Raw genomic sequence first — 12,823 nt, forward strand, 5'->3', positions numbered from 1 at the left:
CCCCCGCCCCGCACACCGCCCCCGCCCCGCACGCCGCCCCGCCCAGCGCGCAGCCGGACGTGCTCCCCGTCGCCGTGCCCGACCCGCGCGCCGGCGATCCCGAGGCCACCGCCCGGATCCCCCTGCCGCAGAGCGGCTCGCACGCCGCCCCGGCCGCGCACTCCGACGAGACGGCCCGCCTCAGCCCCGTCCGCCCGGCCGCGCAGCACCAGGCGCCGCCGCCCCGGCCGCAGCAACCCCCGCAGCCCGAGGCCGAGTTCGGCGGTGTCGACGCCACCCGGCAGATGCCGCCCGTCGGCGCCCCGATCCCGCCGCCCGCGCAGCCGCCCTATGTGCCGCCGCGCCCCGCCGCCGCGATGCCCCAGCAGCCGGGCCCCCGCCCCGAGCCCCAGGCCCCGACCTCGATGCTCCAGGGCATGTACCGGGACCGGGACGACGACGGCGGCGGCTTCGACAACGACGGCGCCTACCCCGCCGCCTACGACGACGGCGCCCGACGGCGCAGCAACAAGCGCGCCGGGATCCTGCTGGGCGGCGGCGTGGTCGTCATCCTCGCCGCCGGCGCGCTGGTGATCGGCGCCCTCAGCAGCAGCGGCAGCCCCAGCGGCAGCGGCCCGACCACCGCCGCCTCCGCCTCGGCGCACCCCGGCAAGCCCGTCACCGGCGCCAGCAAGCCGGCCGCCGAGAGCCCGGAGAAGGCCCAGGCCGTCGCCCTCAACGGGCTGCTCTCCCAGGCCGGCGCGAGCCGCAGCACGGTGGTCGACGCGGTGGCCCGGATCGGCCGCTGCGACAACCCCCGCGACGCCGCCGGCAAGCTGCGCGGCGCGGCCGGCCAGCGCGAGGCGCTGCTCAAGCGACTCGCCACCCTCAAGGTCGACAAGCTCCCCAACGGCGCCCAGCTGGTGGCGGCGCTGCGCACCGCCTGGGGCGCTTCCAAGCAGGCCGACAGCCAGTTCGCGGAGTGGGGCGACGAGGCCGGCGGCGGCAAGAAATGCCGCAAGCACACCGCCGGGCGCAGCCACTACAGCGCGGGCGTCGCGGCGAGCGGCACCGCCTCCAAGGCCAAGCAGCAGGCCGTCGACCTGTGGACGCCGATCGCCCAGCAGACCGGCCAGCCCACCTACCAGGCCGTCCAGCTCTGAGGCGGTGTCGGGTGCCGTCCACCGGCACCCGTGCGGCGCTCTTAGGATGATCGCCGTGCAAGCTTCCGGAAACTCCTCACGCGGCGGGCGCGGCTGGCGCACCATGGCAGGCATGCCCAACAACGACATGCCGTGGTGGCGTTGGCGCGCCCGGGTCCGCTCGGCCCTGCACATGTTCGGCGACCACGGCTTCCAGCAGGAGGTCTGGGCGGTCGGCCGCCCCGGGTTCGGGGACGTCACCGACGCGGTCTACCGGCTCGTCGAGGACACCTGGCTGGACCACTGGTCGGCGGAGAAGTACGTCGGCTCGGTGCTGCGCGACGCCGAGGAGGCCCGGCTGCTGGACGCCGCCGTCCTCGCCGTGCTGCGGGTGCTGCACGAGGTCGGCGCGGACGCCCCGGCGCAGGCCTACCTCGGCCACCCGCGCTGGCCCGAGGTGGTGACGGCGGCCCGCGAGGCGCACGTCCGGATGGCCGCCGCGGACGGGGACGACCCCGACGAGGCGCCCCGCACCCTGGAGATCCTCTCGATCATGCTGAACGGCTCGCCCGCCGCGCTGTGAGATTCTGGTAGGCCTGCGCAAGCGAGAGGAACACCCGGTGGCCGCGAGCGAGACCCGTGCCGAGCAGCAGTTCGTCCTGACCCTGTCCTGCCCCGACAAGCAGGGCATCGTCCATGCGGTGTCCAGCTACCTCTTCATGACGGGCTGCAACATCGTCGACAGCCAGCAGTTCGGCGACCGCGACAGCGAGCTGTTCTTCATGCGGGTGCACTTCTCGGCGGAGGCCGGCGCGAGCGACGAGCAGCTGCGGGCGAGCTTCGCCGCGGTCGCGGAGTCCTTCCGGATGGACTGGACGATCGACCGGGCGGACCGCCGCACCCGCGTCGTCCTGATGGTGAGCAAGTTCGGGCACTGCCTCAACGACCTGCTCTTCCGCACCCGGATCGGCGCGCTGCCGATCGACGTGGTCGCGGTGGTCTCCAACCACGCCGACTTCCGCGAGCTGGCCGAGTCCTACGGGGTGCCGTTCCACCACATCCCGGTGACCAAGGACACCAAGGCGGACGCGGAGGCCGAGCTGCTGAAGCTGGTCCGCGCGGAGGGCGTGGAGCTGGTGGTGCTCGCCCGCTACATGCAGGTGATCTCGGACGCGCTCTGCCGGGAGCTGTCCGGGCGGATCATCAACATCCACCACTCGTTCCTGCCGAGCTTCAAGGGGGCGAAGCCCTACCACCAGGCGCATGCGCGCGGGGTGAAGCTGATCGGGGCGACGGCGCACTACGTGACGGCGGACCTCGACGAGGGCCCGATCATCGAGCAGGAGGTGGTCCGGGTCGACCACGCGGTCGACGCCGACCAGCTCGTGGCCCGCGGCCGCGACGCCGAGTGCCAGGCCCTCGCCCGAGCCGTCAAGTGGCACGCCGAACACCGCGTCCTCCTCAACGGCACCCGCACCGTCGTCTTCGCCTGACGCCCACCGCGCTCGCCGAGACCGGGCCCGCGCCGACTCAGCCCGCGGCGAACCCCGCGCCGACTCAGCCCGCGGCGAACCCGGCGCCGACTCAGCCCGCGGCAACCAGGGGCGCCGCGTGCAGCAGATCGTGCACCGCCGCGGAGTCGCCCACCGCGCCCGTCGCGACATCGTTCACCGACACCCGCCCCGCCGCCAGCCGGCAGAAGTCCCGCCCGTCCGTCACCAGGTGCGCGACCTCCGCCGCCCCCGCCCCGAGCTCCTGCTCCGCGGGGATCACCTCGCCGCCCGGCTCGTCCAGCGGCACCAGCCACTCCCCGCCGCCGGCCCCCTCCAGCTCCAGCCGCAGCACCCGCGCCCCCGCCGCGGCCTCCGTCCCGCGCACCTGGGGACCCCCGGTCCCCGACGCCGCGCGCCCGGCCCGCCGCAGCGCGTCCAGCGCTCCCGGCAGCCGGCTGACGGTGTTCTCCAGGTAGGCGTGCAGATGGCCGGGCCGCGGCGGCTCGAAGACCTGCCCGACCGCCTCGGCGACGTCCTCGGCGTGGATCCAGCAGGCGAAGGCCCGCTCCACCAGCGCGTCGCGCAGCACCGCGCGCCGCACCTCCACCCCTTCGCCGGACGCGACCACCGGGAGCGACCAGGCGTCCGGGCCGGCCAGCGCGGCGCCCTGCACCAGCATCCGGCCCTGCTCGCGCCAGAGTTGGCGGACGCGCTCCGGGCCGTGCCGCCGCCAGGCGTCCACCAGCCGCTCGGTGCGCGCGGCGATGCCGTCCCGCGCGGAGGAGCCGACGCCGGAGGCGGTGCCCCGGCCGCCCGGCACCGGGTCGGAGGCGCCGAGCGCCGCACTGACAGCGGTGTCGCCGGCCGTCAGCCGGCAGAGGATCCCGACGACCGTCCAGCGCCCGCTGCCGTCGGCGGCGTCGCCGCGGCCCAGCCAGGGGGCGTCCACCGGGGTGAGCCACTCCGACTCGTTGAGGTCGCGCAGCATCGCGTCGAGGCGGGCGGCCTCGGCGTCCAGCGGCGCGGCCCAGCCGGGCAGTCGGACGCGGGCCGGCCGGCGGCCCAGGCAGCCGGCCAGCACCTGGGCCCGCAGCTCGGCGGTGACCAGCAGCGGCTCGTCGCCGAAGAGCCAGCCGGCGGCGTCGCGCAGCCGGACGGCCTCGGTGCGGCAGTCGCCGCATTCGGTGAGGTGCGCCTCCAGGGCGACCACCTCCTCGGGCGGGCAGGCGGTCAGCGCCCAGGCGCCGAGCAGGCTGCGCAGCGCCTCGTGGCCGCCGGCGCCGGGCGCCGCGCCGCTGCCGCTGCCGCTCTCCGGCCTCGCATCGCTCATGATTCGTACACCGATTCCAATCCGGTGGCCAGGATCTGCAGCCCGAGGCGGATGCGCTGCTTGGCGACGGCCGGGGTGACGCCGATGCGCCGGGCCGTCTGAGGGTAGGTCAGGCCCTCGAAGTAGGTGAGCTCCACCGCCTGCCGGAGGCTGGGCGGCAGCGCCTCGACGATCTGCCGGACGCGGGCCCGGGCCGCGGCGGCGAGCACCTCCTCCTCGGCGCCGGCCGGCTCCGGGGGCGGCTCGTCGGCGACGCCGATGCCGGAGCCGTCCGCGCCGGGGCGGGGGTCGACGCGGCGCTTGCGCTCCACCGCGCGGCGGTGGGCGAGGGTGGATATCCAGGAGCGCAGCGAGCCGCGCTCGGGGTCGAAGGCGTCCGGCTCGGCCCAGGCGGCGGCGAAGACCTCGCCGGCGACCTCCTCGGCCGCGGCCTGGTCGTGCAGGATGCGGTGGGCGAGGCCCAGCACCAGCGGGGCGAACTGGTCGTACAGCTCGGTGAGCGCGGCCTCCTCGCCGCGCGCCAGCCGCTCCTGGATCTGCAGGTCCCAGCGGATGGGCGCAGGGCCGTGCGGCGGCGGCGCGGGCGTGGCTCCCGCGTGGCTCGCTGCGCTGTCCACGGGCATCACCCCAGGCTCCCGATCGGACCTCACGGTCGCACCGACGGCGCCGGAGCGGGCGGTTCCGGTGCTGCTCCAAGGGCCCGCGCCCGGCGGTTCGTGTAGCGACTGTAGCCCGGGGGCCACGCACGGTACGCGGCTTTCCGGCAAGCCGCGGGGGCCTCCGGAGAGCGGGTCGGCGCTGTTGAACGGGGGGTGACGGACCCTTCACCATGGGTGTTCCCGGCCGCCCCGACGGGCGCCGCCAAACGGCAACAAGTCCGACAAAAAGCCTGAACGGTCAAATCTTGATCGGCAGTTGTCACGAAATGATCGCAATGGACTTAGGACGGTACGGACCCGCCCCGAGTGGGGAGGTGCACCTGAAGTGCTCGCGACAGTGACCCGGAGCGATGCGGAGGGAGAGGTGAGGTCAGGTGCCCCTGGCGGTGGGTGAGCAGGAGGTCGGCAACTGGTCGGTGCTGCGGCTGCGCGGCGCCCTCGACCTCGCCTCCGCGGGCCGGGTGCGCGCCGCCGTCCACGCCGTGGTGGCGACCGGGGGCCGCCGGCTGGTGCTGGACCTGACCGGAGTGCGCTTCTGCGACTCCACCGGGGTCGGGGTGCTGATCGCCGCCCGCCGGCTGATGCGCTCCTGCGCCGGGGAGCTGCGCCTGGTGGTCCCGCCCGGCGACAGCTCCGACGGCACCGCCGTGGACCGGATCTTCTCCGCGCTCGGGGTGCGCCGGCTCTTCGCCATCCACGCCCGCGTCGAGGACGCGGCCGAGGTCGCCGCCGAGGGCTCCGAGGAGCCCCCGCCCGTGGACACGGAGCGCACCCGAAGCGGATCGGACAGCTCCGATTCCGTCACGGTGCGGTGACGGAACGTGGCCGTTGCGGGAATGTTGTCCACCTTCCGTGGTCGGGATGTGCCAAACGGCCCCCGCGATTGGGTACTCTTCGTCGGGTTGGTCGTCAGTCCGCAGATGCGGGTGGTGTGAGCGGTGCAGATGCTCCAGGTTCAGCTGCAGGTGCAGCCCGACCCCGCTGAGGTCGGTCGGGCCCGCAGTTGGACACGCCTGCGCCTGGCCGGATGCGGCATAGCGCTGGACGACCCCCTTGCCGAGACGCTGATCCTGCTCGTCTCCGAGCTGGTCACCAATGCCGTGGTGCACGCCCGCTGCCCCGCCGTGCTGCGGCTCAGCTTCCCCGTCGCCCCGCACGCCCCCCAGGAAGTGCCCGGCGCGCCCGTGCGCATCGAGGTGCGCGACGGCAGCGCCGTGCAGCCCGAGCCCCAGCCCGAGCCCGCCTCCACCGAGGCGACCTGCGGCCGCGGCCTGGACCTCGTCGACGTCCTCGCCGACCGCTGGGGCTGGCAGCCCGACGGCGCGGGCAAGCGCGTCTGGTGCGAGCTGGACCGCCGCGCCGCGGCGGCCGGCGGAAGCACCACGGCGCCCGCGCCGGCTCTCGCCGGCTAACGGGCGCCGCTCCGGATGACCGGGCTTGTCCGACCGCCAATCCATCGATCGGTGCTGGGTGCTCCTGCGGTGGGGAAGGGGTAGGGCCGTCTACTTCGGTGGCTTCTTGCCGGTGACGCCGAGGTAGAGCAGCGTGGACAGCGTCGTCTTCAGATCGCGCTGCTTGGCGCCGAGGCTCTCCGCCCCCTTGGGGTTGGACGCCACCGACACCAGCATCGACACCAGTGCTGCCGACAGGCTGGCCGGATTGGCATCCGGCCCGCCCTTGGCCTTGTTTTCCTTGATGGTGGCCGCCAGCGCGGTCGACACGGGCCCGAGGATCTTCAAACGAAGCTTGTTGAAGCGCTTGTCACCCTCCGCTGCGGCGAGATCCACCACGCGCAGGATCGGCTCATGCTTTCGCCAGAAAGAGAGGAATCCGGAGACCAGTTCCTCGGCCGTGGCGTAACCCGTCTTTCCGGACCACGCCTTGCCGGAGGCCAGCTCCGAGAGCGCGGCCCCGTCCCGGGCCGCCTCTTCGGCGATTTCCAGCACGGCCCCTTCGATATCGGGGAAGTACTGGTAGAAGGTTGCGGGTGAGGTTCCGGTCAGCCGGGCGACATCGATGACCTTGACGTCCCGGTACGGCGACGTTCTGAGCATCTCGCGCAGGGAGTCCAGCAGCTTCTGCTGGGTCGCCTGCCCGCGTCGACCGGCGACTCGACCATCGACGGTGCGAACTTGTCCTGTCATGCCGTCAGCTTAGCTGCGCGGGATCTGTTCGCATTCCCGGATCGGGCAATCGGATGGCTCCCCGAATATGAAGGGGCGTCGACAACCCGCTCAACCCCATCGGACCGCCGTCAGCAAGCGCCGTCCCGCTGGAAAATGACGGGGCCAAAGGCCCCTACGGCATGCCGTGCCACTGGCCTGGGGCGGAGCCGATGGCCCATTAGGACCCGCAGACGGTGTTTCAGCCGAGATGCCGGGCTTTTCTGACGCCCCGTGAGATCCATCGGGACACCCGGTGTCCCAGCTCATCCGCTTGTTCACGGCCATGCCGTGCGTCTTCCGTGTTGCGTTCCCACCGTGTTGACCGCTCTTCCGCACCGCCCGGCGACGTGCGGAAGCTACCCTCACGGGGTGGGCCGTGGGGGAGAATCGGGCGATGGTGGAGAATCGTCGTCCGGAGATGCGGCAGGACGGCGAACGCAGACGCGGCGGGGAGGTGCTCAGGTGGAGCCGCTGGACCAGCACGACCCTCGGCGCATCGGGCCGTTCGAGGTGCTCGGGCGGCTCGGCAAGGGCGGCATGGGCCTGGTGTACCTCGGCCGGTCCACGGCCGGGCGGCGGGTGGCCATCAAGACGGTCCGCGCCGAGCTGGCGGAGGACAAGCTCTTCCGCACCCGCTTCGAGCGCGAGATCCGGGCGGCACGCACCGTCGGCGGCTTCTACACCGCCGCCGTGGTGGACGCGGACGCCCAGGCGCCCGTCCCCTGGCTGGCCACCGCCTATGTGCCGGCCCCCTCGCTGGAGGACCTGGTGGTGCACACCGGGCCGCTGCCGGTGGGCGCGGTGCGCTGGCTGGCCGCCGGGATCGCCGAGGCGCTGCAGTCCATCCACCGGGCCGACCTGATCCACCGCGACCTGAAGCCGTCCAATGTGCTGGTCGTCGAGGACGGCCCCCGGGTGATCGACTTCGGGATCGCCGCGGGCGGCCAGTACACCCGCGTCACCATGACCAACGTCGCGGTCGGCACCCCCGCCTACATGTCGCCCGAGCAGGCCCGCAACAGCCGGGGCGTCACCGGGCCCAGCGACGTCTTCTCGCTCGGCTCCACCCTGGTCTACGCGGCCACCGGGCACGCCCCCTACCGCGGCAGCGGCCCGGTCGACATCGTCAGCCAGCTGCTCAACCGGGAGCCGGACCTCTCCGGCCTCCCCGACGACCTGCGGCCGCTGATCAAGGCCTGCCTGCGGCACGAGCTCAACCGCCGGCCCACCCCCGAGGAGATCCAGGCCGAGCTGGCCCCCCAGCTGTTCTCCGCCGGCGAGGCGGGCGGCGGGGCGGCGATGTGGCTGCCCGGGCCCGCGCTGGACTTCATCGAGGAGCGCAGCGGCCGGCACATCTCCCGGCCCGAGCCCGGCCCGCCGCCGCCGATGGTGCCCACCCCGGCCCCGCCGGCGCCGCCCGAGCCCGTCGCCCCGCCGGGCCCGGCCCGGCACGACTCCGGGCAGCAGGGCGGCGACCCCTCCAACATCCACATCGCGGTGGAGCGGGCCGCCCGGGAGCTGCCGCCCCGGCCGCCCTCCGCGCCGCCCGGGCTGCAGCCCACGCCCCGGCCGGAGCCCGCGCCGCCGCTCTCCTCCCCGGTGCCGTCGCCGTCCGCCCCGTCGCGGGCCCCGTCGTTCCCGCCGGCGCCCGTGGAGCCGTCGCCGGCCCCGTCGGTGCCGGTGCAGCCCGCGCCGTCCGAGCCGATCCGGCTCGCCGGCTCCGGCATCGCCGTCGGCCCCGGCCCCAAGGCCGCCGAGGCGGCCGCCGTGCCCGAGCCGGAGGGCGCCTCCATCCTGTGGGCCCGCCGCGAGGAGCCCGGCGCGGTCGCCGCGCCGCCCGCGCCCGCGACGCCCCCGCAGGAGGCGCCCGTCGGCCACCCCGTCACCCCGACCCCGCCGCACCCGATCGTCCCGGAGCCGCCGGTCGCCCCGGCGATGCCGCCGCGGCCGCTGCGGGCCCCGGAGCCGCCGCCCGAGTACCGGCGGCCGGACGACTGGCGGCCCTGGCGGTTCCGGATGTCCAACGGCGTCTGGGGTTCGCCGCAGATCTGGGGCGGCGTCGTCTACGTCAGCAGCTTCGAGGTGCACGCCCTCGAACTCGGCTCCGGGCAGCGGCGGTTCAAGTCCACCAGCCCGGTGTGGACGATGCGCGTCGCCGACGGCCGGGTGCACTCCGCGGACGGCCCGTCCGTCTACACCTTCGACGCCCGCACGGGCACGCCCGTCTGGCAGCTGACCGCGGGCGGCTGGGTCTACTCGGTGCGGGTCGGCGGCGGCGCCGTGGTCGCGGGCACCCGCGGCGGCGGCGTCCAGGCCTGGAACGCGGCCGACGGCAGCCCGCTGTGGCAGGTGCTGGACGCCCAGGTCTCCCACGAGTCGCCCACCACCGGCCTGGAGATCCTCGGCGAGCGCGTCCTCTACTACGGAGAGTCGGGCAGCGGGCTGCTGCTCAACGCCGTCGACCTGCGCACCGGCGCGGCGCTGTGGAGCGTCCCGGTCGGCGGCCGGCTGCCGCTGCGGCCCGCCGCGGGCCCGGACGGCGTGCTGTACGCGGCGGCCGGCTCGGCCGTCTACGCCCTCGAACCGCACTCCGGCGGCGTGCTGTGGCGCTTCGACGCGCCCGCCGAGATCGGCGCCCCGCCGACCGTGGCGGAGGACGGCGGCGCCCCGGCGGTGCTCGTCACCGACCTGGCCGGCGGCGTCCACCTGCTCGGCGCCGCCGACGGGCAGCCGCGCTGGCAGAACCGCATCGACGGGCGCCCCTCCGCGGAGGCGCCGACGGCGGCCGCGGGAGTGGTGGTGATCGTCGCCGGCGCCGCGGTGCACGCCTTCGGCGCCCGGGACGGCCAGTTCCGCTGGCGCTTCGACGCCCGCGCCCCGATCGTCGGCGCGCCCGCGTCGGCCGAGGGCCTGCTGCACATCGGCTCCCGCGACCACCGGCTCTACACGCTGGAGGCCGCGACGGGCCGGCTGCGCTGGCGCCTGGAGACGGGCGGCGAGATCACCGGCTCGCCGACGGTCGAGGGCGGCGCGGTCTGCGTCTGCAGCGCGGACAACTGCGTCTACGCCCTCGACGCCGCCAAGGGCACCGACACCAAGCGGTAGGCCGCCGAGCGGAGGGCGCGCACGACGGCGCGGGCGGGCCGAGGCCGAAGTGCGGCCCCGGCGCGCGTCAGACGCCCGGAGGCCGCTCGGCCTCGTACGCGTCGGCGAGTTCGGTGATGCGCTCGCGGCTCTCGGTCGGGCCGAGCGAGACGGCCGTCAGGTGCTCGTACATCACCGTGTAGCGGTGCACGTCCATCGGGCGCTCGACGTAGAGGTCGCTGGTGACGCCCTCCAGGTAGACCACGTCCGCGTCGGCCGACTCGGGGAAGGACATGATGGAGAAGGCGCCCGTCATCCCCGGGTGGGCGCCGATGTCGAAGGGCACCACCTGGATGGTGACGTGCGGGAGTTCGGACATCTCCAGCAGGCGGCGCATCTGCTCGCCCATCACCTTGTTGCCGCCCACCTGGCGGTGCAGCGCGGCCTCGTCCACCACCGCCCAGAACCGCATCGGCCGCTCGTCGGTGGTGATCCGCGCCTGGCGCGCCAGCCGGACGTTGACCCGCTGGTCGACCACCTCGGCCGGCACCTCCGGCTGCATCCCGGTGACCACCGCCTCCGCGTAGTCGCGGGTCTGCAGCAGGCCGGGGATGAAGAGGGACTCGTAGTTGCGCACCACCGTCGCCTCGGCCTCGAGGCCGATGTAGACGCTGTACGGGACGTCGCCGAAGGCGTGCCACCAGCCGCGCTGCCGCGACTCCTTGGCCATCGTCATCAGCGACTCTATGACGCGCTCGTCCTCCACCCCGTACACCTGGCACAGGTCGCGCACATCGCGCGGGCTGATGCTGCGCCGGCCGTTCTCCAGGCGGGAGATCTTGCTCTGGGAGACCAGCAGCCGGGAGGCGACCTCCTCGGCGGTGAGCCCCTTGCGCTCCCTGAGCCGGCGCAGCTCTGAGCCCAGGCGGCGGCGCCGCACGGTCGGGTTCACACTGGCGGCCACGTATCCACCTCCGGCTGGCACGATCGGGGAAGGGTGGACGCCATGAGCGGCTGCGCACACCCCTGTTCAGCAGCATGCCACTGATCCGCAGCGCTGCGTGGTCGGTTTTCGCAACCCATCGCCCGATCGTGTCCGAATGCCCCGGTGAACCCGCACCCGCGGTGCCATCCCCCTGCCGGGGATGCGATACTGACGCCGGGTCAGAAACGCGGCACACGGCCTCCCCGCCAACGCCGCCGGACGGCCCGCGCCGGCGAGGGCCGCTTCACTGACCCTTATCGGCGCTGGGCTAGCGTGGGCACTGCTGTGCGATATGTGTCCCATGCCGTGCGAACGGCCCGCTGCGAGCGCCGGAGCGGCCCGCCGCGGTACGCCCGGCGGTGTGTCTGTGGTCGACACCTCCGGGCGGCGCGACGGGCCGCTCCGTCCTGCCCTGCTGCGGGCCGCTCCTCCCTGAGTTGTTCACCGTCCCGTCAAAACGACGCAACCGGCGGTGCACCGGAGCCGACTTCACTGGGCGGTGCAGGGTCGATCGGATCAGTCGGGTCGGTCGGGTCAGAACACGCCCGCGGTGCGGGCGGAGCGCATGCTGCGTCCCGAGCCCGCCCGGGCGGTGGCCCGGGGCGCGGGCGCCCGGCGCGGCGGCGGTGGGCCGACCGTGCCGTTCTGCACGTGCGTCACGGCATGGGCGACCATGCCACCGAGTGGGTCGTAGCGGATCATGTCCCGCAACCGGGTGCGCGCCGACCTGCCCTCGTTGCCCGGGTAGAGGTGCTTCCCGAGCCCGACGGCGTGCGCCAGCGACGCCAGCGCGGCGGTGCGTGGATCCGGCGGCACGCCCGTGCGGACGGCCGCGTCCAGCCGGCCGCGCACGGCCGATCCGGTCCCGGTGCCGTCCCCGCACGCCTGGTAGCGGGTCGTCGGCAGCACCCCGTACACCTGGCCCGGCACGGCTTGCACCATGCCGCAACGCTCCAGGTGCGCCAGGTAGGTCTGGCGGAGGCCGAGTCTCGGCCCGCCGATCCAGTGCACCGCCCGTACCGGGCTGCCGCGACGGCGCAGCAGCTCGAGCGCGTGGTCGAGGGTCGGATCGCCGGTCGGCCGTGGCACGACCACGGCGATCCGATCCCCGTCAGGGGTGATCCTTCCGGCCAGTGCCAGCTCGACGAGCTGTGCCCCGGCCAATCCGAGGTCGAGGGTCTGCGGCTGCGCTGTGGTCCCGGTCGTCGGGTCCAGAGCGAGCAGCAACAGCTCCTCAGGTATGGTTCTGCGGCTCCTGCCCATCCAAGCCTCCCCGCGTGGATGCACCATAGAGTGACCCCACTCACATTCTTTTGTCGAGGGGGCCCCGGGCGGCTTGCCGGGAACCGTCTGGTATGTCGTTTGCGTCTCTCGGCGGGGCGCGCCGATTTCCGGGTACTTGTGTGCCTCAAGATGCTGAAGAGGGTGCAGTGGCGAACGCGGGCGGACCGGCCCATCGGGATACGGCCGTGAGTGGCGAGGAGGAGTCGGTGGAGGGGAAGTCCCCCCAGGGGTTGGGCGGCCGGGAGAAGACGGACGACGCGGGGTCCGCGAAGTCCTCCGAGAGGTCCTCCGCGGAGAACGAGCACGGACGCGCGGAGGAGGCGGCGACCTCCTGGCGCATCGAGGTGCCGGCGGAGTTGTCGGGGTCGGCGGACCGCGCCGACAAGGGCGCGAAGTCCGAGGGCGCGAAGTCCGAGGGCGCGTCGGAGGAGGAGCCGGAGCGGGCGTCCGGGGCGGAGCCGTCGGAGACGGCGACGTCCTGGCGGATCGAGGTCCCGGAGATCCCGTCCCCGAAGGACGCCGAGGATTCGGCGGGTTCGACGGACCCCGAGGGCGCCGAGAGCGCCGAGGGTGCCGAGGACCCGAAGGCCGCCAAGGCCGCCAGGCCCAGGGATCCTCGGGAGGCGCCCGCGGAGCCGGTGCAGCCCGAGGAGGCGCCGGAGGCCGAGCCGTCGGAGACGGCGACGTCCTGGCGGATCGAGG

The 12,823-nt window shown here is 74.6% G+C and carries 11 protein-coding genes and 1 pseudogene; 7 read left to right on the forward strand and 5 right to left on the reverse strand.

All coding sequences use genetic code 11. The features are described from left to right. The 3 genes from BIV57_RS25245 to purU form a co-directional block, all read left to right on the forward strand. On the forward strand, nt 1–1,142 hold a 1,142-nt coding region (locus BIV57_RS25245), incomplete at its 5' end, for a hypothetical protein (RefSeq protein WP_071657508.1). Between the two features lie 49 nt (nt 1,143–1,191). Beyond that, nucleotides 1,192–1,704, forward strand: coding sequence for an SCO4402 family protein (locus BIV57_RS16065; protein ID WP_071657517.1), 513 nt, complete (start codon nt 1,192–1,194; stop codon nt 1,702–1,704). A gap of 37 nt (nt 1,705–1,741) precedes the next feature. Beyond that, complete coding sequence (gene purU / locus BIV57_RS16070; RefSeq protein WP_071657509.1) at nt 1,742–2,614, forward strand: formyltetrahydrofolate deformylase; 873 nt, start codon at nt 1,742–1,744, stop codon at nt 2,612–2,614. A gap of 91 nt (nt 2,615–2,705) precedes the next feature. On the opposite strand, the gene BIV57_RS16075 is transcribed toward purU, so the two are convergent. Both BIV57_RS16075 and BIV57_RS16080 read right to left on the reverse strand, forming a co-directional pair. Beyond that, nucleotides 2,706–3,944 carry a zf-HC2 domain-containing protein gene (locus BIV57_RS16075; RefSeq protein ID WP_071657510.1) on the reverse strand — a complete coding sequence of 413 codons (1,239 nt, stop codon included), beginning with the start codon at nt 3,942–3,944 and terminating at the stop codon, nt 2,706–2,708. Next, nucleotides 3,941–4,561, reverse strand: coding sequence for a sigma-70 family RNA polymerase sigma factor (locus BIV57_RS16080; protein WP_071657518.1), 621 nt, complete (start codon nt 4,559–4,561; stop codon nt 3,941–3,943). The genes BIV57_RS16075 and BIV57_RS16080 overlap by 4 nt, the downstream gene beginning before the upstream one ends. A 416-nt stretch (nt 4,562–4,977) precedes the next feature. On the opposite strand from BIV57_RS16080, the gene BIV57_RS16085 reads away from it, so the two are divergent. Together BIV57_RS16085 and BIV57_RS16090 are read left to right on the forward strand one after the other, a co-directional pair. Then, the gene (locus BIV57_RS16085; protein ID WP_071657511.1) at nt 4,978–5,418 is read left to right on the forward strand and encodes an STAS domain-containing protein; all 441 of its coding nucleotides are present in this window, start codon (nt 4,978–4,980) and stop codon (nt 5,416–5,418) included. Between the two features lie 123 nt (nt 5,419–5,541). Beyond that, nucleotides 5,542–6,015 (forward strand): ATP-binding protein, encoded by a 474-nt coding sequence (locus BIV57_RS16090; RefSeq protein WP_071657512.1) that lies wholly within the window; start codon nt 5,542–5,544, stop codon nt 6,013–6,015. 90 nt (nt 6,016–6,105) lie between these two features. Here the strand turns inward: BIV57_RS16090 and BIV57_RS16095 are convergent, their stop codons facing one another. Beyond that, nucleotides 6,106–6,747 (reverse strand): TetR family transcriptional regulator, encoded by a 642-nt coding sequence (locus BIV57_RS16095; protein WP_071657513.1) that lies wholly within the window; start codon nt 6,745–6,747, stop codon nt 6,106–6,108. Between the two features lie 483 nt (nt 6,748–7,230). Between BIV57_RS16095 and BIV57_RS16100 the strand changes: the two genes are divergently transcribed. Beyond that, entirely contained in the window at nt 7,231–9,873 is a 2,643-nt protein-coding gene (locus tag BIV57_RS16100) for a serine/threonine-protein kinase (RefSeq protein ID WP_071657514.1), read from the forward strand. 67 nt (nt 9,874–9,940) lie between these two features. Here BIV57_RS16100 and BIV57_RS16105 read toward each other — a convergent pair whose 3' ends face one another. Then, nucleotides 9,941–10,816, reverse strand: a complete 876-nt coding sequence (locus BIV57_RS16105) for a helix-turn-helix domain-containing protein (RefSeq protein ID WP_071657515.1) — start codon at nt 10,814–10,816, stop codon at nt 9,941–9,943. A gap of 555 nt (nt 10,817–11,371) precedes the next feature. Continuing rightward, a complete protein-coding gene (locus BIV57_RS16110) occupies nt 11,372–12,100 on the reverse strand; it encodes a GOLPH3/VPS74 family protein (RefSeq protein ID WP_071657516.1) in 729 nt (242 codons plus the stop codon). A 206-nt stretch (nt 12,101–12,306) separates the two neighbouring features. On the opposite strand from BIV57_RS16110, the pseudogene BIV57_RS16115 reads away from it, so the two are divergent. Further along, nucleotides 12,307–12,823 (forward strand): annotated as a pseudogene (locus BIV57_RS16115) (hypothetical protein); the annotation flags it as partial.

This window comes from Mangrovactinospora gilvigrisea, assembly GCF_001879105.1.
GTDB classification, from domain to species: Bacteria; Actinomycetota; Actinomycetes; order Streptomycetales; family Streptomycetaceae; genus Mangrovactinospora; species Mangrovactinospora gilvigrisea.